Origin of the sequence: Burkholderia sp. Bp9140 (genome assembly GCF_003853425.1) — a bacterium.
Classification (GTDB): domain Bacteria; phylum Pseudomonadota; class Gammaproteobacteria; order Burkholderiales; family Burkholderiaceae; genus Burkholderia.
This window is the reverse complement of record NZ_QTPQ01000067.1, coordinates 1-19,690: the sequence shown is the minus strand read 5'-3', so window position 1 is coordinate 19,690 and position 19,690 is coordinate 1. Positions and strand designations below refer to the sequence as shown.

The 19,690-nt window shown below is 66.9% G+C and carries 14 protein-coding genes and 1 pseudogene; 9 read left to right on the top strand and 6 right to left on the bottom strand.

Translation table 11 applies throughout. From position 1 onward, the window contains the following. Positions 1-60 precede the first annotated feature (60 nt). Together tssF and tssJ are read left to right on the top strand one after the other, a co-directional pair. Positions 61-1,822 (top strand): annotated as a pseudogene (tssF, locus tag DIE21_RS35315) (type VI secretion system baseplate subunit TssF). A gap of 29 nt (positions 1,823-1,851) precedes the next feature. Continuing rightward, positions 1,852-2,349 (top strand): type VI secretion system lipoprotein TssJ, encoded by a 498-nt coding sequence (gene tssJ, locus DIE21_RS35310; RefSeq protein ID WP_260432599.1) that lies wholly within the window; start codon positions 1,852-1,854, stop codon positions 2,347-2,349. A gap of 121 nt (positions 2,350-2,470) precedes the next feature. Here tssJ and DIE21_RS35305 read toward each other — a convergent pair whose 3' ends face one another. Further along, entirely contained in the window at positions 2,471-3,349 is an 879-nt protein-coding gene (locus DIE21_RS35305) for a MurR/RpiR family transcriptional regulator (RefSeq protein ID WP_124501980.1), read from the bottom strand. Positions 3,350-3,714: 365 nt separating this feature from the next. Between DIE21_RS35305 and ggt the strand changes: the two genes are divergently transcribed. Both ggt and DIE21_RS35295 read left to right on the top strand, forming a co-directional pair. Then, positions 3,715-5,466 (top strand): gamma-glutamyltransferase, encoded by a 1,752-nt coding sequence (ggt, locus tag DIE21_RS35300; RefSeq protein ID WP_124501979.1) that lies wholly within the window; start codon positions 3,715-3,717, stop codon positions 5,464-5,466. A 214-nt stretch (positions 5,467-5,680) separates the two neighbouring features. Then, the gene (locus tag DIE21_RS35295) at positions 5,681-7,009 is read left to right on the top strand and encodes a dicarboxylate/amino acid:cation symporter (RefSeq protein WP_124501978.1); all 1,329 of its coding nucleotides are present in this window, start codon (positions 5,681-5,683) and stop codon (positions 7,007-7,009) included. Here the strand turns inward: DIE21_RS35295 and DIE21_RS35290 are convergent. Further along, positions 7,006-7,395, bottom strand: coding sequence for a DUF3331 domain-containing protein (locus DIE21_RS35290; RefSeq protein WP_124501977.1), 390 nt, complete (start codon positions 7,393-7,395; stop codon positions 7,006-7,008). The genes DIE21_RS35295 and DIE21_RS35290 overlap by 4 nt on opposite strands. A gap of 44 nt (positions 7,396-7,439) precedes the next feature. After that, positions 7,440-8,732 carry an NAD(P)/FAD-dependent oxidoreductase gene (locus DIE21_RS35285; RefSeq protein WP_124501976.1) on the bottom strand — a complete coding sequence of 431 codons (1,293 nt, stop codon included), beginning with the start codon at positions 8,730-8,732 and terminating at the stop codon, positions 7,440-7,442. 148 nt (positions 8,733-8,880) lie between these two features. Here DIE21_RS35285 and DIE21_RS35280 point away from each other — a divergent pair, with 148 nt between their 5' ends. Then, the gene (locus DIE21_RS35280) at positions 8,881-9,534 is read left to right on the top strand and encodes a TetR/AcrR family transcriptional regulator (protein WP_124501975.1); all 654 of its coding nucleotides are present in this window, start codon (positions 8,881-8,883) and stop codon (positions 9,532-9,534) included. 211 nt (positions 9,535-9,745) lie between these two features. Here the strand turns inward: DIE21_RS35280 and soxR are convergent, their stop codons facing one another. Beyond that, entirely contained in the window at positions 9,746-10,222 is a 477-nt protein-coding gene (gene soxR / locus DIE21_RS35275; protein ID WP_124501974.1) for a redox-sensitive transcriptional activator SoxR, read from the bottom strand. 79 nt (positions 10,223-10,301) lie between these two features. Here soxR and DIE21_RS35270 point away from each other — a divergent pair, with 79 nt between their 5' ends. The 4 genes from DIE21_RS35270 (at position 10,302) to DIE21_RS35255 (ending at position 17,978) form a co-directional block, all read left to right on the top strand. Continuing rightward, positions 10,302-11,516, top strand: a complete 1,215-nt coding sequence (locus tag DIE21_RS35270; RefSeq protein ID WP_124501973.1) for an efflux RND transporter periplasmic adaptor subunit — start codon at positions 10,302-10,304, stop codon at positions 11,514-11,516. A 13-nt stretch (positions 11,517-11,529) separates the two neighbouring features. Next, positions 11,530-14,703: an efflux RND transporter permease subunit gene (locus DIE21_RS35265; protein WP_124501972.1), complete on the top strand. Its 3,174-nt coding sequence runs from the start codon at positions 11,530-11,532 to the stop codon at positions 14,701-14,703. Further along, positions 14,700-16,181, top strand: a complete 1,482-nt coding sequence (locus DIE21_RS35260; protein WP_124501971.1) for an efflux transporter outer membrane subunit — start codon at positions 14,700-14,702, stop codon at positions 16,179-16,181. Before DIE21_RS35265 ends, DIE21_RS35260 begins: the two co-directional genes overlap by 4 nt. Positions 16,182-16,460: 279 nt before the next feature. Continuing rightward, a complete protein-coding gene (locus DIE21_RS35255) occupies positions 16,461-17,978 on the top strand; it encodes a cytosine permease (protein WP_124501970.1) in 1,518 nt (505 codons plus the stop codon). A gap of 188 nt (positions 17,979-18,166) precedes the next feature. Here the strand turns inward: DIE21_RS35255 and DIE21_RS35250 are convergent, their stop codons facing one another. Then, complete coding sequence (locus tag DIE21_RS35250) at positions 18,167-18,922, bottom strand: glucose 1-dehydrogenase (RefSeq protein WP_124501969.1); 756 nt, start codon at positions 18,920-18,922, stop codon at positions 18,167-18,169. A 42-nt stretch (positions 18,923-18,964) separates the two neighbouring features. Beyond that, positions 18,965-19,498 carry a VOC family protein gene (locus DIE21_RS35245; protein ID WP_124501968.1) on the bottom strand — a complete coding sequence of 178 codons (534 nt, stop codon included), beginning with the start codon at positions 19,496-19,498 and terminating at the stop codon, positions 18,965-18,967. Between the last annotated feature and the right edge of the window lie 192 nt (positions 19,499-19,690).

Sequence of the window (19,690 nt, the reverse complement as noted above, 5' to 3'; positions counted from 1 at the left end):
CCTGAAGGGGGCGGTCTCGGTGCGGAGAACGATCCGTACCTGCGTTACTTCGATGCGGAGATGCGTTACCTGCGCGAAGCAGGACGGGAATTTGCGAAGTCCCAGCCGCAAGCCGCACGCCGCGTGGGAATGACGTTACCTGGTGCGCGCCACGACAGTGTCGACCAGACCTACGAGGGTTTCGCGTTTCTCGCGAGCCGGCTGCGCATGAAGCTCGACGACGCGCTGCCGGAGCTCGCCGATCCACTGATCGATCACCTGTGGCCACATGCGGGTCGCACGATTCCGTCGCTGGCAATCCTCGAGTGTATGCCGCGCACTGGCGAGGCGCGGATTCTCGATACGTTGCCGCCTGGGTTGCAGATTCGTTCGACACCGGTCGGACCGGAAGGGACGATGTGTGTTTATCGAACCACTCAGGCGATACGTCTGCTGCCGCTCAGCGTGCGCGAGGCGGGTGCGCGCATCCGCGCGGACGGTCGCACGGTGATCCGGCTCGCGTTTGACCTGCTGCACCGCGAGCAGCGGTTGCTGGACGACCTTTCGCGTATCCGGCTATATCTGCATGGCGATCGACCGACTGCATCGGCGCTGTATGCCGCTCTTACGCGCCAGGTCGAGTCGATCGGCGTGCGCATGCCGCACATGCTTGACGGCCAGCTACGACCACGACCGGCGATGACAGTCGAGGCGGCAGGTTTTGGCGCGCAGGCACGATTGTGGCCGATCGGTCTCGATGCACGCGACGCCGAGCTCGACCGCGAGCAGACGATGCTCGAATACTTCTCGTTCCCCGAGAAGTTCCACTTCGTCGACTTGTGCGGATTCGACTCGGCAAGTGTGCCACCGGGCGAAACGCGTCTTGAATTCGATATGGTGATCCAAGATCGGATACCCGGTGATGTCATGTTCGACGCGGACAACATCCGGTTGTTCTGCACGCCGGTGATCAATCTGTTCGAACTGGACGCACAGGCAATACGGCCCAGCGTGCACGATCGCGACTATCCGGTGCGCGCCCCGGCGTCAGCGGGCGAGCACGTCGAGCCCTACGACATACTGTCGGTCGTGGCGACCGATCCGCGCACCGCCACGCTATACACCTATCAGTCAATAAAGGCATTTCAGCATCGCGGCGGGATGACCCGACGCGAGTTGCCGGATCGGCACTACCACTCGTCGATTCGGCAGGGCGTAACGGGCCAGCGAGAAATGATCCTGACGTTAGGGGGGGCATGTATGGGATGAACCCGGCAGCTTGCCGGACGGGCACGTAATGGTTCGGGTGTTGGCAAACAATGGGCGCTTGCCGCGTATGGCGCTGCGTGAATCGACGATTTCCGCGCCTGCTTCGACCTTTAACGGTGTCGAACGCGTACGCAACCTGACGGCCCCGACGATGCCGCTGTATCCCCCGCGTGGTGGCGACTATGACTGGCGGATGATTTCTCACTTCAATGGCGCGGGTACCACCGAGCTGAACATGATGGACGCGAATGTGCTGCGCGGCGCGCTGTCGCTGTACGACTGGACCCGACAGGACGATAACCGCAGACGTATCGAGGCGATTCACTACGTTTGGCTCGACGAGGAAACCACTCTCGTAGGTGCGCGCGTCGAGCGCATCGTGAATATGAATGTGGGTATCGAGCCGGCAGGTTTTGCAGGACCGGGTGACGTCGCGCTCTTCGGCGATGTGCTCAGCCGCTTCGTAGGCCGCTATGCGTGCTTCCAATTTGCGGTGCGGCTGGTTCTGTATGAAGGCGTCGGCGGTCCGATCAGGCGCTATCCATGCACGATCAAGACGGGAGGTTGGTTGTGATACGCCGAACAAATCGGACCATGCGAAGCATGCGATTGGTGAGCGCCGCCGCGATGACGGCGGCGTCATTGTCTGGCTGTGGCATGTGGCAATCGGTGAAGATGACGACCGCCGACATGACGCGCGCGATTTTCGTCGCGAAGGTCAAGGAGATGAATCTCGTGATCGAAAGCCGTTCCGCACTGAACGAGAACGAGAAAGGACAAGCTCTACCGGTTGTGATGCGCGTCTATCAATTGAAGGATGCGAAAATTTTCGAGAGGGCAACATACGTCCAACTGCTCGATGACGACAGGGCGTTGCTGAAGGCCGATCTGCTCGACAGTATGGAGGCCACGCTTGTGCCTGACGCCACGGTGACGCTGTCTGCGCCAATGGCGGATGACGCGCGCGTCGTGGGCGTTGCAGGGTTCTTTCGCGATCAGGGCGGAGCCGAGTGGCAACTGACGATTCCGAGGTCGCGGTGGAAAAAGACGGATCCCGTCAAGCTTGTCGTGACGGGCAACCGGATCGAGTTGGTGCCATGAACAAGGTATTGCGACGATCGTTGGCGTCACTCATCAAATGTTATGGGTTGCAGTTTTCGATTCAAGTTGCAAACGCCATGGCGTCGAGTGCCGAGGCCCATGCCTGAATGGCGATGAGCCGTCACTCCGGCAAATCCCGCTGATTCATATCCCACTCGATCCCGCCCGTACTCAGCCGCTCGATCTTCTCCATCCGCTGCCGCGCCAGTTCAGGAAGCCGGTTCGTCACGCCGATCACCAGCGCTTCGGCGAGCGCGAGCGCGGGCACGTTGGTCTGCAGCATCGCGAACGGGCGCCCCTGGATCCGCAGCACGATCTCCGCGAACGCGCTGATCGGCGAGCGCCATTCGTCGGTGATCAGCAGCACGCGCACGCCGAGCTGATGCGCGGCCTGCGCGAACCGGATGCTGTCCTTCTGATAGCGGCGAAAATCGAAAATGACGAGCACGTCGCCGGGCCCCATGTCCGTCAGCGAGACCGACGCGAGATTCACGTTCGGCTCGACGTACTGCACATGCGGGCGCGCATACGCGAGCGTGAAGGAAAACAGCGACGCGAGCGGCGCGGTATAACGCCCGCCGCCGCAGAACACGCGGATATCGGGATCGGCCAGCAGCGTCACCGCTTCGTCGAACGCCGCCGCGTCAAGTCCTTCGATGGTGGTGGCGAGCGCTTGCGAAAGCCGCTGGAAGATCGCCGCGTGGCTGTCGCGCATCCCCGATTCCGAGTGGAACGCGTCCATCCGCGCGAGCGGCGAATTCATCGCGGTGTCGATCTCGTCGTGCAACGCCTGCTGGAACGACGAGTAGTTCGGAAAGCCGATCCGCACGACGAAGCGAAACACGGTCGGGTCGCTGACTTCGGCTTGCTTCGCGAAGCTCGCGATCGGCCCGAGCCCGAGGCTCGGATAGCGATCCAGCAGCGCATGCGCGACCTTCTGTTCCGACGGCGTGAAGCTATCCATCTGGGATAGCAGCAACGCCCTGATGCTTGTCCCCATCGGGCACTCCGGCTTGCTCGTATCTGAATGACAAACGGCAGACGTGCGTCTGCCGGCGACTCCGTCCATGTTAGCCGATCGACGGCCCGCAGGCCGTGTGCGGCTGCAGATTAGAGGGACGCATCGCCTCGGCCCTCGATCATTCATATGTGTAATAAAACGAACACTCCGCGCGACTATCGAACGCACGATTTAGCGAAGAAATATAGTAATAACCCTAGGTTTTTCGATAAAAAAGCCGATGCTATGATCGCGGCCTTGCTGAAATGTATTGTTCATTACATGCCGGGTCAACAGCGTCGGTCAGCCTCGGGGCGGGGCGCGCATCCCGGCATGGCCCGGTCATTCGTGTGGAGGATTCCGTCATGAGACGGCTCGTCGTACTCACCCTGTTGTCGGCCATGAGCGCAGGCGCGCTCGCCGCTTCGGAACCCGCGGTGGAAGCGAAGAACGGCATGGTCGTGTCGTCGCAGCATTTCGCGTCGCAGATCGGCGTCGACATCCTGAAGGAAGGCGGCAACGCGGTGGACGCCGCCGTGGCGGTCGGCTACGCGCAGGCCGTGACCAATCCGTGCTGCGGCAACATCGGCGGCGGCGGCTTCATGACCGTGCACCTGGCCGACGGCCGCGACCGGTTCATCAACTTCCGCGAAACGGCGCCGGCCGCGGCCTCGGCGAACATGTATCTCGATGCGAAGGGCAACGTGATTCCGGACGACAGCCTGTACGGCTATCGCGCGGTCGGCGTGCCGGGCACGGTCGCGGGCCTCGACCTCGCGCAGCGCAAGTACGGCAAGCTGACGCGCAAGCAGGTGATGGAGCCGGCAATCCGGCTCGCGCGTGACGGCTTCGTGCTGACCCGCGGCGATACGGACATCCTCGACACGACCATCGAGCGCTTCAAGAAGGATCCGGAAGCCGCGCGCATCTTCCTGCGCCCGGACGGCACGCCGCTGCAGCCGGGCGACCGCCTGGTGCAGAAGGACCTGGCGCGCACGCTCGAGCGCATCGCCGGGCAGGGCCCCGAAGCGTTCTATCACGGCGAGATTCCGAAGATCGTCGAAGCGGCGGCGAAGCGCGGCGGCGGGCTGATCACGGCGGCCGATTTCGCGTCGTATCGCGCGCAGGACGTGGCGCCGCTGACCTGCACGTATCGCGGCTACGAGTTCGTGTCGGCACCGCCGCCGAGCTCGGGCGGCGTGACGATGTGCGAGACGCTGAACGTGCTCGAAGGGTATGACCTGCGCAAGTTCGGCTACCAGTCGGCGTCGGTGGTCCACTACATGACCGAGGCGATGCGCCACGCGTACGAGGATCGCAACACGCTGCTCGGTGATCCGAACTTCATCGACAATCCGGTCGCGAAGCTGACGAGCAAGCAGTATGCGGCCGAGATCCGCAAGCAGATCAGCGGCGAGACGGCGACGGCGTCGGTCGACGTGCAACCGGGTGTCGGCGTGCACGAGAAGCCGGAGACGACCCACTATTCGATCATCGACCACGACGGCAACGCGGTGTCGACCACGTACACCGTCAACGGCCGCTTCGGCGCCGTGGTGATCGCGCCGGGCACGGGCTTCTTCCTGAACGACGAGATGGACGACTTCACGGTCAAGGTCGGCGCGCAGAACCTGTTCGGCCTCGTGCAGGGCACGCGCAACTCGATCGCGCCGGGCAAGCGTCCGCTGTCGTCGATGGCGCCGACGATCGTGAAGAAGGACGGCAAGGTGTTCATGGTGGTCGGCTCGCCCGGCGGCTCGCGCATCATCACGATCACGCTGCAGACCGTGCTGAACGTGATCGACTACGGGATGACGCCGCAGGATGCGGTCGGTGCGCCGCGCGTCCATCATCAATGGCTGCCCGACGAGGTCTATTACGAGACCCGCGGCCTGTCGCCCGACACCCTCGCGATCCTGCGCAACATGGGTTACAAGATGACCGAGCAGACGCCGTGGGGTGCGGCCGAGCTGATCATGGTCGGCCTGCCCGGCACCGAGGCGGCGAGCCGCCAGAGTTCCGGCAACGACTCGTCGGTGTCCGGCAACGTGCGCGTCGGCTACCTTTACGGTGTCAACGATCCGCGCCGTCCGGCCGGTTCGGCGATCGGGTACTGACCTGGTCGGATCATGCTGAACGGCTGCAACCGGCGTCCGCGATCGCGCGCACGTCGGTTGCAGCGGTAGCGGGTCCGTTCGCGGACTTCCGCAGTATCGCGCGAGGCGGGTGCCCGGAATGCCGGGCGGGCCGCCCCGCGACGCGCGCGCCGTGGCACGGCACCGGCGCGCGCATCGACTCCTTCAAATCCTGCACCGTGCGTCGAGTTCCGTTATGAACAAACGAATGTCCGCGGCAGTCTCGATCCTGCTCGCGATGGCGGCCGGCATCCTGATCGGCTACCTGATCTACACGCAGTTTCCCGACAAGCAGTCCGCGACGGAAATTGCCGGCTACATCTCGCTCGTGTCCGACGTGTTCCTGCGGTTGATCAAGATGGTGATCGGGCCGCTGGTGTTCTCGACGCTCGTCGTCGGCATCGCGCACATGGGCGATGCATCGTCGGTGGGGCGCGTGTTCGTGAAGGCGTTCGGCTGGTTCGTCACCGCGTCGCTGATTTCGCTGCTGCTCGGGCTGCTGATGGCGAACCTGCTGCGGCCCGGCGAGAACCTCGGCCTGCCGCTGCCGGACATCGGCGCATCCGCGCATCTCGCGACGTCCAAGTTCACGCTGAAGGATTTCGTCGGTCACATGGTGCCGAAGTCGATCGCCGAGGCGATGGCGAACAACGAGATTCTGCAGATCGTCGTGTTCTCGATGTTCTTCGGCGTCGCGCTTGCCGCACTCGGCGAGCGCGGCAAGGTCCTCGTCGCCGCGATCGACCAGCTGGCGCACGTGATGCTGAAGATCACCGGCTACGTGATGAAGCTCGCGCCGCTCGCGGTGCTGGCGGCGATGGCGTCGACCGTCGCGATCAACGGGCTGTCGATCCTGCTGAAGTTCGCGGTGTTCATGGGCGACTTCTACGTGAGCCTGTTCCTGCTGTGGAGCACGCTCGTCGCTGCCGGCCTGCTGTTCCTCGGCCGTCGCGTGTTCAAGCTGCTCGCGCTGATCAAGGAAGCGTTCATGCTGTCGTTCGCGACGGCGAGTTCCGAAGCCGCGTACCCGAAGATTCTCGACGCGCTCGACCGGTTCGGCGTGCGCCGCAAGATCTCGAGCTTCGTGATGCCGATGGGCTATTCGTTCAACCTCGACGGCTCGATGATGTACTGCACGTTCGCGTCGCTGTTCATCGCACAGGCGTACAACATTCACCTGTCGCTCGGCACGCAGATCACGATGCTGCTGGTCCTGATGCTGACGTCGAAGGGGATGGCCGGCGTGCCGCGCGCATCGCTCGTCGTGATCGCGGCGACGCTGCACCAGTTCGACATCCCGGAAGCGGGGCTGCTGCTGATTCTCGGCGTCGACACGTTCCTCGACATGGGGCGCTCGGCCACCAATGCGGTCGGCAACTCGATCGCCAGCGCGGTGGTCGCGAAGTGGGAAGGCGAGCTGATGTCGGAGTCCGAGGCCAAGGTGCATGCCGCGCATCTCGATGCGGAACTGGAACGGCAGAACAGCGATCCGGCCTATGGCGCCGGTCGGGCGACGTCCGCTTAAGCGGCACACACCTCGTCGATACACGCCGCCAGCACCATCGCGGCGGCGTTGCCCGGCGTCGAGCCGAGCAGTTGCGGCGCATAGACGCTGTCGCCGGCCGCGATCGGCCGCCCCGATAGCGCACAGACGCCGCGCTTGCGCGTCGTGAACAGCCGCCACTTCTGGTAGCCGTAGTGGCCGGTGCACGCGTCGCACCACGAAATCATCACGGTGTCGGCCGTGGGCCGCTCGAGTACGCTGATCGTTGGCTGGCTCGTCGCGTCCCACGACGGCAGGCGATCGCGCGTGACGCCGCGCCGTCGCGGGGCGGCCCATGAAACGGACGGCATGTCGAAGCTGCCGATCGCGGCGACGGTCCTGAGCCAGGTGGCTGCACTGTTGCTCATGTCTGCTTTCCTCGAAACGTTACGCAATGCCGCGACACGCGGCATCACGACAGGCGGATGCGCGGCTGCACACAGCCGTTGATCCGTTCGGCGATCCACAGCAGCGTCGCCTTGGAGAACCCGTGCAGCGCCTGCTGGTGCCGCCGGTACAGCATCAGGTGGCTGAATTGCGCGAAACGCCCCTGGATGAAGCCGCCGCGGAAGAACCCGAATTGCCCGAGCGTGCCGAACGCGTCGTAGTCGCTGATCGACACGAGCGCGCCGAAATCGTGGAACGCGAACGGCGGCAGCGGCTTGCCGTCGAGCCATGCGGGCAGGTGCTTCGCGAGATGCTCGGCCTGCTGGGCCGCCACCTGCGCGGTGGGCGGCAGCGGCCGTTCGTGGCCGTCGGGTTGCAGGCTCGCGCAATCGCCGATCGCGAACACGCGCTCGTCGGCCGTGGCCTGCAACGTGGGCCCGACCAGGATCTGGTTCGCGCGGTTCGTGTCGAGCCCGCCCAGCGCGTGCATGAAATCGGGCGCCTTCACGCCGGCCGCCCACACCATCAGATCCGCTTCGGCGAACGAACCGTCACCATGGTGGAAGCCGTTCGCATCGGCCGCCGTCACGCGCGTCGACGTCAGCACATGAAAGCCGATCTGCTCGAGCCGCCGCTGCGCCGACGCGGAAATCCTCGGCGGAAACGCAGCGAGGATGCGCGGGCCGCTTTCGAGCAGCGTCAGCTGAAGCCGCTCGCGCACCGTCGCATCGCCATACGCCTGCGCCACTTCCAGCAGCCGGCTCAGTTCCGCGGCCAGTTCCACGCCGGTCGCCCCGGCTCCGACGATCGCGACGCGAAACGGCTCGTCGCGCGCGATGCTGCGGAACACGCGCATCCGCAGCGCTTCGTTGAAGGTTTCCGCCTGCTGCTGGCTGTCGATGAAATAGCAGTGCTCGCGCACGCCCGGCACGCCGAAATCGTTGGCCTGGCTACCGAGCGCGAGGATCAGCACGTCGTATTCGAGTTCGCGCGCGTCGATCACGATCTCGCCGTCCTGCGAGCGGATCTCGCCGAGCTGCACGCGGCGGCGCGTGCGATCGAGCCCCTTCAGTTCGCCGGGCTGGTACGTGTAGCCGTGATCGCGCGCATGGGCGAGGAAGATCACCTGCTGTTGCTGCACGTCGCGCGTGCCGGCCGCGATCGTGTGCAGCATCGGCTTCCACACATGGGTCGGGCTGCGGTCGACGACGGTGACCTGGGCGCGCCCGGTGCGGCCGAGACGTTCGCCGAGGCGGGTCGCGAGCTGCAGTCCGGCGATGCCGCCGCCGACGATCACGATGCGGGTAGGGGTTGTCATGAATAAATCATCACGTGATGAATAAGGTATGATCCTAGCGCTTCCCGGCTTCGCGTGTCAACGGAGCGGAGCGGGCAGTCCGGTTTTGGGGAAGCGAAACCGGGGCCCGAATACGGGCATTCGATTCATTCAACGGGAGCAGGAAAACGTGGCTGAAGTCACTGAGCGCGCGCCATCGAAGCGGCGTACGCGCGGGCGGCCGCTGGCGGAGGCGTCCGTCGGTCCGGACGTGATATTGCGGGCCGCGCGCCGCACGTTCGCGAAGCGCGGCTACGATGCGACGAGCGTGCGCGAGGTCGCGCGCGCGCTGGGCGTCGACGCGGCGCTGATCGCCCATCATTTCGGCACGAAGGAGGCGTTGTGGCTGGCCGTCGTCGAGCAGATCGTCGACCTGGCCGAGCCGCTGTTCGACGCGTTGCGCGTGCTGCGCACGTCGTCATTGCCGCATCGCGAGCGCGTGCGGCGCGCGATCGAGCTGTGCGTCGATCACGAATTCGAGGAGCCGGACGTCGGCATGTTCTTCTCGACGGCGGCGACCGAGGAGGGCGGGCGGCTCGACTGCCTGCAGCAGCGGATCGTGCGCCCGTATCACGATGCGATGTTTCCGCTGCTGGCCGACGCGGTCGAGGCCGGCGAGATCCGCCCGGTCGATCCGAACGTCCTGTTCTTCATGATCGCGAGCGCGGTCGGCACGACGGTGTCGTACAGCCACATGATGCTGGAATTCACGTCGCTGCCCACGCGGCAGGATGCGTTCCGGCAGGCCGTGCTCGACGTCGCACTCAACATCCTGCGCGTCTGAACGCCGCGTGCGACGCGAAGTCGGCCAGCGCGCAGGCGTGATTGACCTGTCGCCGTGCGGTGCCCGGCGTGCCATTGTTACCAACCATCAATATTCGGGCAGGCAGGCGAACTCACGGGCACGGCGATCGCGGTGAGCGGCGGCTGGCGGGTAGGGTGACGCGGGAAGCCGGCGCGGCGTCGGGCGTCGGGCGTCGCGCTGGCCGCGTGCGTCAGTCGAGATCGGGCGGCTTGTCGCCGAGCCAGCGCCGCGCGCCGGGCCCGTTGCGGCCTGCGCGGTCCTCGGGGTTGGTCAGCTTGCAGCGCTTCAGCGACAGGCAGCCGCAGCCGATGCATTCGTCGAGGTTGATGTAGAGCCGCTGCAGCTCCTCGATCCGGCTCGCGACGCGCTGCTTCCAGCCGCGCGACAGCCGCTGCCAGTCCTTGTTGGTCGGCGCGGTGTCTTCCGGCAGGCTCACGAGCTGTTCGGCGATCTCGTCGAGCGAATAGCCGATCTTCTGCGCGAACACGATGAACGCGATCAAGCGCAGCACCGCGCGCGAATAGTGGCGATGGCTCGAGCCGTTGCGGTGCGACTTGATGAGCCCGCGCGTCTCGTAGAACCGCAGTGTCGATGCCGGCACGCCGCTGCGCGCGGCCACTTCGCGGATCGACATCAGCGGCCATTGCGGGGTTTCGTCGATACCCATGACGCCCTCCGGGAAAGCTTGACTTGAAGTTAACTTCAACTTTTATGCTACGCGGCAGTTTAACCCGTCGCGAGGCATCATGCTCTCCCTATCCCTACGCAGGACGTCGCCTTTGGGCGCGGCCTGTGCATTGCTGCTGGCGTTGTCGGGCTGTCACGACGGCAAAGGCGCATCGTCGGCACCTCCCCTTCCCGAAGTCGGCGTGACGACCGTCGCGCCGCGCACGATCCGCCTCGCGGACGAATTCAACGGACGCGTCGAAGCGGTCGACGCGGTCGAGCTGCGGCCGCGCGTGAGCGGCTATCTGCAACGCGTCGCCTACAAGGAGGGCGACCTCGTCGCGCAGGGCGCGGTGCTGTTCGAGATCGACCCGCGTCCGTACCGGATCGCGCTGGACCGCGCGATTGCGCAGCAGCAGCGGGCGCGCGCGGCCGCGAGCCTCGCGAACGTGCAGCTCAAGCGCGTGCGCACGCTGATCGATGCGCATGCGACCTCCCAGGAGGAACTCGACAACGCGCGCGCGACCGCCGAGCAGGCGCGCGCCGACCTGCAGGCGGCCGACGCGGCCGTCGCCGACGCGAAGCTCAATCTCGGCTTCACCGAGGTGCGTGCGCCGATCGCGGGCCGTGTCGGCCGCGCGATCGCGACCGCCGGCAACCTCGCGCGTGCGGACGACACGCTGCTGACGACCGTCGTGTCGCAGGATCCCGTCTACGTGTATTTCGACTGCGACGAGCAGAGCTACCTGCGCTACAACGCGCGGCGCGCCGATCCGAAGCATCGTGCGATCGGCGCCGATCCGGTGCGTGTGGGCCTCGCGAACGAGACGGGCTTCCCGCACGCGGGCACCGTCGATTTCCTCGACAACCGGCTCGATCCGCAAACCGGCACGATCCGCGCGCGCGTGCGATTGTCGAATGCGGACCATACGTTCACGCCGGGTCTCTATGCTCGCGTGCAGCTCGTCAGCGGCCGCGACCAGGACGCGCTGCTCGTCGACGACAAGGCCGTGCTCACCGACCAGGATCGCAAGTATGTGTACGTGATCGGCGCCGGTGACAAGGCGCTGCGCCGCGACGTGACGATCGGCCGCGAGCTGGACGGCGAGCGGATCGTCGAGAAGGGGCTGCAGTCCGGCGATCGCGTGGTCGTCGACGGCGTGCAGCGGATCTACTATCCGGGCGCGCCGGTGAAACCGAAGGCGCTGCCCGCGCGCGCGGATGCGGGCGCAGGCGGCGGCCCGGGCAGCGGCACGCAGGCCCTGGCCGATGCCGGCGTGCCGGCCGCGCGGTAACGGGAGACATGCGATGGATTTCTCCCGATTCTTCATCGACCGGCCGATCTTCGCGGTCGTGCTGTCGATCGTCATCTTCGCGATCGGCCTGATCTCGATTCCGATGCTGCCGGCCGGCGAATATCCGGAAGTCGTGCCGCCGAGCGTCGTCGTGCGTGCGACGTACCCGGGCGCGAACCCGAAGGAAATCGCCGAGTCGGTCGCCGAACCGCTCGAAGAGGCGATCAACGGCGTCGAAGGGATCATGTACATGAAGTCGGTCGCGGGCTCGGACGGCAGCCTGCAGGTCGTCGTCACGTTCCTGCAGGGCGTCGATCCCGACACGGCCGCGGTGCGCGTGCAGAACCGCGTGAGCCAGGCGCTGTCGCGCCTGCCGGACGAGGTGCGCCAGTACGGCGTGACCACGCAGAAGCAGTCGCCGACGCCGCTGATGTACGTGAGCCTTTATTCGCCGGACAACAGCCGCGATTCGCTATACCTGCGCAACTACCTGACGCTGCACGTGAAGGACGAGCTGTCGCGCCTGACCGGCATCGGCGACGTGGGCGTGTACGGCTCCGGCGACTATGCGATGCGCCTCTGGCTCGACCCGAACCGGCTGGCATCGCGCGGGCTGGCCGCGAGCGACGTGATCGCCGCGGTGCGCGAGCAGAACGTGCAGGTGTCGGCCGGCCAGCTCGGTGCGGAGCCGTCGCCGAAGCACAACGATTTCCTCGTGTCGATCAACGTGCGCGGCCGGCTGCGCACGGTGCAGGAATTCGGCGACATCGTGCTGCGCAACGGCGACGACGGCCAGGTCGTGAAGCTGTCCGACGTCGCGCGCATCGAGCTCGGCGCGGGCGACTACACGCTGCGCTCGTATTTCAACGACAGGCATTCGGCCGTGGTCGGCATCTTCCTGTCGCCGGGCGCGAACGCGCTCGACGTCGCGAAGGCCGTGTATGCGAAGCTCGACGAACTGTCGAAGCGCTTCCCGCCCGGTATCGCGTACCGACCGGTGTGGGATCCGACCGTATTCGTGCGCGAATCGATCCGCGCGGTGCAGCACACGCTGATCGAGGCCGTCGTGCTGGTCGTGCTCGTCGTGATCCTGTTCCTGCAGACCTGGCGCGCGTCGATCATTCCGCTCGTCGCGGTGCCGGTGTCGGTGGTCGGCACGTTCGCATGGCTCTACCTGCTCGGCTATTCGATCAACACGCTCACGCTGTTCGGCCTCGTGCTGGCGATCGGGATCGTCGTCGACGATGCGATCGTGGTGGTCGAGAACGTCGAGCGCAACATTGCTCAGGGGCTGAGCCCGCGCGATGCCGCGCACCAGGCGATGCGCGAGGTGTCGGGGCCGATCGTCGCGATCGCGCTCGTCCTGTGCGCGGTGTTCGTGCCGATGGCGTTCATGTCGGGCGTCACCGGCCAGTTCTACCGGCAGTTCGCGGTGACGATCGCGATCTCGACCGTGATCTCCGCGGTCAATTCGCTGACGCTGTCGCCAGCGCTCGCGGCGAAACTGCTGCGCCCGCACGGTGCGCCGAAGGACATGCTCACGCGCGTGCTCGATCGCGCATTCGGCTGGCTGTTCCATCCGTTCAACCGCTTCTTCGAGCGCAGCTCGGGGCGCTATCACGGCGTCGTCGCGCGCACGCTGAAGCGGCGCGGCGCGGTGTTCGCGGTCTATGCGGCCTTGCTCGCGGCGACCGCGCTGCTGTTCAACGCGGTGCCGGGCGGCTTCATCCCCGTGCAGGACAAGCTGTACCTGTTCGCCGGCGCGAAGCTGCCGGAAGGCGCGTCGCTCGCGCGCACCAGCGCGGTGACCGAGCAGATGACGAAGATTGCGCTTGGCACCGACGGCGTCGAGATGGTGCCGGCGTTCGCCGGGCTGAATGCGCTGCAGGGCGTGAACACGCCGAACATCACGAATGCGTACGTGATCCTGAAGCCGTTCGACCAGCGTCACCGCAGTGCCGCGCAGATCAACGCCGACCTGAACGCGCGCTTCGCGGCGATCGGCGGCGGCATGACCTACGCGCTGATGCCGCCGCCGATCCAGGGCCTCGGCAACGGCTCGGGCTACGCGCTGTACCTGGAGGATCGCGGCGGGCTGGGCTACGGCGAATTGCAGAAGGCACTGACCACGTTCCAGGCGGCGGTCGCGAAGACGCCCGGGATGAGCTATCCCGTCAGCGCGTACCAGGCGAACATCCCGCAGCTCGAGGTGAAGGTCGACCGGCTGAAGGCGAAGGCGCAGGGCGTCGCGCTGACCGACCTGTTCAATACGCTGCAGGTCTATCTCGGCTCGATGTACGTGAACGACTTCAACGCATTCGGCCGCGTATACCGCGTGATGGCGCAGGCCGATTCCGGGCACCGCCAGACGGCCGCCGACATCGCCAACCTGCGCACGCGCAACGCGAAGGGCGAGATGGTGCCGATCGGCTCGATGGTGACGGTCGCGCCCGCGTACGGGCCGGACCCGGTCGTGCGCTACAACGGCTATCCGGCCGCCGACCTGATCGGCGACGCCGATCCGAAGGCGATGTCGTCGTCGCAGGCGATCGCGAAGTTGCAGCAGATCGCAAAGGACGTGCTGCCGCCGGGCATCACGCTCGAATGGACCGACCTCAGCTACCAGCAGGTCACGCAAAGCAACGCGGCGATCGTCGTGTTCCCGCTCGCGGTGATGCTCGTGTTCCTGGTGCTCGCGTCGCTGTACGAGAGCTGGACGCTGCCGCTCGCGGTGATCCTGATCGTGCCGGTGTGCATGTGCGCGGCGCTGTTCGGCGTATGGCTGTCCGGCGGCGACAACAACGTGTTCGTGCAGGTCGGTCTCGTCGTGCTGATGGGGCTCGCATGCAAGAACGCGATCCTGATCGTCGAGTTCGCGCGCGAACTCGAAATCCAGGGCAAGGGCGCGATCGAAGCGGCGCTAGAGGCGTGCCGGCTGCGGCTGCGCCCGATCGTGATGACGTCGGTCGCGTTCATCGCGGGCTCGGTGCCGCTCCTGATCGGCGGCGGCGCGGGCAGCGAGGTGCGTGCGGCCACCGGCGTCACCGTGTTCGCGGGGATGCTCGGCGTCACGCTGTTCGGGCTGTTCCTCACGCCCGTGTTCTATGTGGCGATACGCAAGCTCGCGGGCGGCACGCCGGCCGTCTGGAGCGAACAGAACGGCACCCTCGAAGGAGAAAACCGATGAGCGCCGCTTTCCGTCTTTCCGCGCTCGCGATGGCGGTGACGCTCGCCGCGTGCGCGGTCGGCCCCGATTTCAAGCGGCCCGACACGGCGAGCGCCGCGCGGTTCGCGCGCGACACGCATCCGGCCGCGCAGGATGCGGTGCCGCCCGATGCGTCGGCCGATGCCGACGCCGCGTTCTGGCGCGGCTTCGGCGACCCGGCGCTCACGCAGTTGATCGATGCGGCGCTCGCGGCGAACCAGGACCTGCAGGTTGCCATCTCGCGCTACGACGCATCGAACGCACTGCTGTCGCAGGCGACGTTCGACCGCTATCCGACGCTCACCGCGAGCGGCCGGATCGGCCATCAGCTGACGAGCAAGGACCAGGCGTTCGGCGCGCCGCGCAGCCAGCGCGACACGCCGATCTCCAGCGTCGGGATCGACGCGGCGTGGGAGCTCGACCTGTTCGGTCGCGTGCGCCGCTCGATCGAGTCGCAGCGTGCGGAAACGACCGCGAGCGCGGCTGACGTGCGTGCGGTGCGCGTCGCGGTCGCGGGCGAAGTCGCGAGCACCTACGTGGATCTGCGCGGCTCGCAGGAGCGATTGCGGATCGCCCGCGAGAACGCCGACAACCAGAAGCAGACGCTCGCGCTGATCAATGCGCGCGTCGGCGCGGGGCGGGGCTCCGAGCTTGACGCGGTGCGTGCACGCGCGCAGTACGAATCGACGACGTCGCGGATCGCCGTGTACGAAGCGGCGATCGGCGTCGACGAGCACCGGCTCGCGGTGCTGACGGGGCAGACGCCGGACGCGCTGATCGGTCGCTTCGACACGCAGAAGGGTGCGCCGGCGGCGCTGCCGGCGCTCGCCGCGGACATCGATCCGGGCACGCCGGGCGACCTGCTGCGCCGGCGCCCGGACGTCGCGGCAGCGGAAGCGCGGCTGCATGCGGCGACCGCGCGGGTCGGCGTCGCGACGGCCGACCTGTTTCCGCGCTTCACGCTGTCGGGGCTGCTCGGCAGCGCGACCAGCAGCTACGGGTTCTTCCGTGCGGGCAGCGACACGAACCTGATCGCACTCGGCATCGACTGGTCGTTCCTCGACGTCGGCCGCGTGCGCGCGCGAATCGCGGCGAGCGATGCGGAAGCGGCGGGCCAGCTCGCGCAGTACCGGCAGACCGTGCTCGGTGCGCTGGAGGAAACGGAGAACGCGCTGCTGCGCGTCGCGCGCACGCGGGACGAGACCGCGCACCTCGCGCGAGCCGCGGATGATAGCGCGCGCGCCGTGCAACTCGCGCAGACGCGCTTTTCGGCCGGTGCGATCGACTACTACGAAGTGCTCGACGCGCAACGGACGCTGCTGCAGGCGCAGGATGCGGCGGCCGACGGGCGAATGCGCAGCGCGGCATCGACGGTTGCGCTGTACAAGGCGCTCGCGGGCGGCTGGCCGTCGGGAACGGCGCAGCAGGCACCCGGTCCGCTCGCGCGGTCGGGGCAGTAGGACGGGGCCGCGCGGCGGGCGGGGCGTTGCGCCTGCCCGGCGCGCGCCGGCTGCAGCCCGGCGCCTCGGTCGTCGCACCTGGCATCGCCCGCGCCGCACGCGCGGCGCGGCAACCGGCCGTTTCCCCGCCGCGAAACATTGTCCTCCTTCGTCGTAAACGTCTCGAATGCGTGATATTTGCGCAGCCTGATCCGGTTTAGAGTGGCCGCAAATTGATGACGATGTGTCGTATGGCCGCAGTCCCGGGCCGTACCGGCGCACCAGAGGAGCTGGAGACAAATGGGTGAAGGAAAGATTACGCAAGTCGAATTGTTCGGTTTCGAGCGCATTCCCGATGCATCACGCTATGCGCGTCCGATCGATCTGTTCCGGTTGCTGTTCGGCGGCTGCAATACGTTTTCCACGTCGGTGCTCGGCAGCTTTCCCGTGCTGGTCGGGCTGTCGTTCAAGGCGGGTGTGTGCGCGATCGTGCTCGGCGTGCTGGCCGGCACCTGCATCCTCGCGCCGATGAGCCTGTTCGGCCCGCGCAACGGCACGAGCGACCCCGTGTCGTCCGGCGCGCATTTCGGCATTCACGGCCGGATCGTCGGGTCGTTTCTCGCGCTGCTGACGTCGATCGCGTTCTTCTCGCTCGCGGTGTGGAGCTCCGGCGATGCGCTCGTCGGCGGCGCGCACGACATGGTCGGCGTGCCGGTCAACGGCTTCACGCTCGGCGCCGCCTACATGGTGTTCGCGGTGCTCGTGCTGATCGTCTGCATCTACGGCTTTCGCTTCATGCTGTGGGTCAACAAGATCGCCGTGTGGGCCGCGAGCCTGCTGTTCGTCGCCGGCCTGTTCGCGTTCGCGGGGATGTTCGACATGAACTACGCGGGCACGCTGCACCAGGGCAGCGCAGGCTTCCGGGCCGCGTTCGTCGGCGCGGTGCTGGTCGCGTTGAGCAACCCGGTATCGTTCGCATCGACGCTCGGCGACTGGGCGCGCTACATTCCGCCGCAGACGCCGAAGCGGCGCGTGACGGGCGCCGTGTTCGCCGCGCAGATCGCCACCTTCGTGCCGTTCTTCTTCGGCCTCGCGACCGCGACGATCATCGCGTCGAAGGCACCCGCGTTCATCGCGTCGAACGACTACGTCGGCGGGCTGCTCGCCGTATCGCCGCGCTGGTTCCTGCCGCCGATGTGCCTGATCGCGATCATCGGCGGGATGTCGACCGGCACGACCGCGCTGTACGGCACGGGCCTCGACGTGTCGAGCATGTTCCCGCGCTTCCTGAACCGCGTGCGCGCGACGCTGCTGATCGGCACGATCGCGATCGCATTCATCTTCGTCGGCCGTTTCTGGTTCAACCTCGTCGAAAGCGTCGCGACGTTCTCGACGCTGATCGACACGTTCAGCTGCCCGTGGATGGCGATCATGGTGATCGGCTACGTGACGCGCCGCGGCTTCTATCTCGCGGACGACCTGCAGGTGTTCAACCGCGGGCTGCGCGGCGGCCACTACTGGTTCACGCACGGCTGGAACCTGCGCGCGATGGGCGCATGGCTGCCGGCGGCGTTCGTCGGGTTGTCGTTCGTGAACCTGCCGGGCCAGTTCGTCGGGCCGCTCGGCAATCTCGCCGGCGGGCTCGATCTCAGCGTGCCGGTATCGCTGGCGGTCGGCGGGCTGATGTATTTCGTGCTGCTGACGGTGTATCCGGAAGCGGAGGGCGTGTACGGCACGCGCGGACGCTTCCTCGTGCGCGGCGGCAAGCAGGTGGCGCGCGGTGTCGGCGCTCCGGCGATCCAGCCGAAGGGGTACTGAGCGCCGCATGGTACGTCGCTTCGCTTCGGAGGCCGCGGTGCCGCCGCGCGGGAGAGCAGCCGGCGGCATGGTCGTTTCCGGACGCGTGGTTGCCGCGCATGTGACAGGACGGCCGCGACTGTCCATTCGCCCCGCTGAGAACGAAAACGCCCGCCGGGCAGGCGGGCGCGTGTCGACTGCGGTGCGGATCAATGGAACGCGCTGCCCGCGAGCATCCCGCCGTCGACGATGAATTCCGAGCCCGTGCAATACGCGGATTCGTCGGACGCGAGGAACAGCACGAGGCTCGCGACTTCGTCGGGCTTGCCGATGCGTGCGATCGGCAGCCCGCCATAGATCGACGACGGGTCGAAATCCGCGTATTCCGGCGGGCGCGCCATCACGGTGTCGATGCCGCCCGGGTGGACCGAATTCACGCGGATCCCGTAGCGGCCGAACTCGAGCGCGGCGGCCTTCGTCATCCCGCGCACTGCGAACTTGCTCGACACATACGCGCTGCCGCCGGCCACGCCTTCCATCCCCGCCGTCGACGACACGTTGACGATCGCGCCGCCGCCCGCATTCTTCAGCGCGGCCAGCGCCGATTTCATGCCGAGCCAGCAGCCGACCTGGTTCACGTCGATCACCTTGCGATAGTCGTCGAGCGAACAGGATTCGATCGGCACGAGCTTCAGGATCGCCGCGTTGTTCACGAGGACGTCCAGCCGGCCGAAATGGGCGAGCGTCGCATGGACGGCAGCGTGCCAGTCGTCTTCGTTCGTCACGTCGAGATGCTGGTAGCGCGCGGCGTCGCCGAGTTCGGCCGCGACGCGCCGGCCCGCGTCGTCCAGCACGTCGGCGATCACCACGCGTGCGCCTTCGGCGACGAACCGGCGCGCCTCCGCTTCGCCCTGGCCGCGGGCGCCGCCCGTGATCAACGCCACCTTGCCTTCGAGTCGTTTCATCGTGTTTGCTCCTGTGAGTGAAGGGGGCGCGCTCGGGCCCGCTCATGCGGCAGCCGACGCGTCGAGGATGCGGACCGGATCGGCACCGTCCCACGCACGCGTTTCGGCGATCCCGTGCGCGATCATGGCGCGCATGCCGGCGCCTTCGATCACTTCGACGCGTACGCCGGGATCGTCGGCATCGTCGAGGTAGGCGATGCGCGTGGCCGGGTTGCGCGCTTCGAACACGACGCGCAGGCCGCGTTCGGTGAGCCGCGTGACGGCGGCATCGAGATCGTCGACCACCCAGGCGACGTGATGCAGGCCCGCGAGCGGTTGCCCGTGCGCATCGCGGTACGGCGACGGCGCGTCGTTCGTCACGTGGATCAGTTCGATCTGCAGATCGCCGCGATACGCGAGCCCGACATCCATCGTGACCGTCACCGCTTCACCGAGGTAGCGGCCGTCGAGGCGAACGTTGCGGAACACGGTCCACGGGCCCGCATCGTGGCGGGCGCGCCAGCGCGCGATGCTGCGCTCGAGATCGGCGACCACATAGCCGATCTGGTCGATGGGGCCGAGGACGGGGTCGTTCATGGTGTCTCCGTGACGGGGCGCGCGGGCGTGCGCGGCGCCGTTCGGCGCGGCATGCGGCGCGCGATGAATGACGGCCATGATGGCAACAAAGCCGGTGCCGCGTGCCATCCAAACGGACTAGTCAGTATGACTCCCCGTGAGGCAGAGGGGCTGGCCTGCAGCAAGGAACCAAACGCGGGTTAGCATCGCTGC

What these genes read in the sequence shown, in the direction of transcription:
- DIE21_RS35265 (WP_124501972.1), top strand. Translation starts at nt 11,530, where the DNA reads ATGGATTTCTCCCGATTCTTCATCGACCGGCCGATCTTCGCGGTCGTG.
- tssJ (WP_260432599.1), top strand. Translation starts at nt 1,852, where the DNA reads ATGCGATTGGTGAGCGCCGCCGCGATGACGGCGGCGTCATTGTCTGGC.
- DIE21_RS35270 (WP_124501973.1), top strand. Translation starts at nt 10,302, where the DNA reads ATGCTCTCCCTATCCCTACGCAGGACGTCGCCTTTGGGCGCGGCCTGT.
- DIE21_RS35295 (WP_124501978.1), top strand. Translation starts at nt 5,681, where the DNA reads ATGAACAAACGAATGTCCGCGGCAGTCTCGATCCTGCTCGCGATGGCG.
- DIE21_RS35305 (WP_124501980.1), bottom strand. Translation starts at nt 3,349, where the DNA reads ATGGGGACAAGCATCAGGGCGTTGCTGCTATCCCAGATGGATAGCTTC.
- soxR (WP_124501974.1), bottom strand. Translation starts at nt 10,222, where the DNA reads ATGGGTATCGACGAAACCCCGCAATGGCCGCTGATGTCGATCCGCGAA.
- DIE21_RS35255 (WP_124501970.1), top strand. Translation starts at nt 16,461, where the DNA reads ATGGGTGAAGGAAAGATTACGCAAGTCGAATTGTTCGGTTTCGAGCGC.
- DIE21_RS35245 (WP_124501968.1), bottom strand. Translation starts at nt 19,498, where the DNA reads ATGAACGACCCCGTCCTCGGCCCCATCGACCAGATCGGCTATGTGGTC.
- DIE21_RS35290 (WP_124501977.1), bottom strand. Translation starts at nt 7,395, where the DNA reads ATGAGCAACAGTGCAGCCACCTGGCTCAGGACCGTCGCCGCGATCGGC.
- ggt (WP_124501979.1), top strand. Translation starts at nt 3,715, where the DNA reads ATGAGACGGCTCGTCGTACTCACCCTGTTGTCGGCCATGAGCGCAGGC.
- DIE21_RS35260 (WP_124501971.1), top strand. Translation starts at nt 14,700, where the DNA reads ATGAGCGCCGCTTTCCGTCTTTCCGCGCTCGCGATGGCGGTGACGCTC.
- DIE21_RS35250 (WP_124501969.1), bottom strand. Translation starts at nt 18,922, where the DNA reads ATGAAACGACTCGAAGGCAAGGTGGCGTTGATCACGGGCGGCGCCCGC.
- DIE21_RS35285 (WP_124501976.1), bottom strand. Translation starts at nt 8,732, where the DNA reads ATGACAACCCCTACCCGCATCGTGATCGTCGGCGGCGGCATCGCCGGA.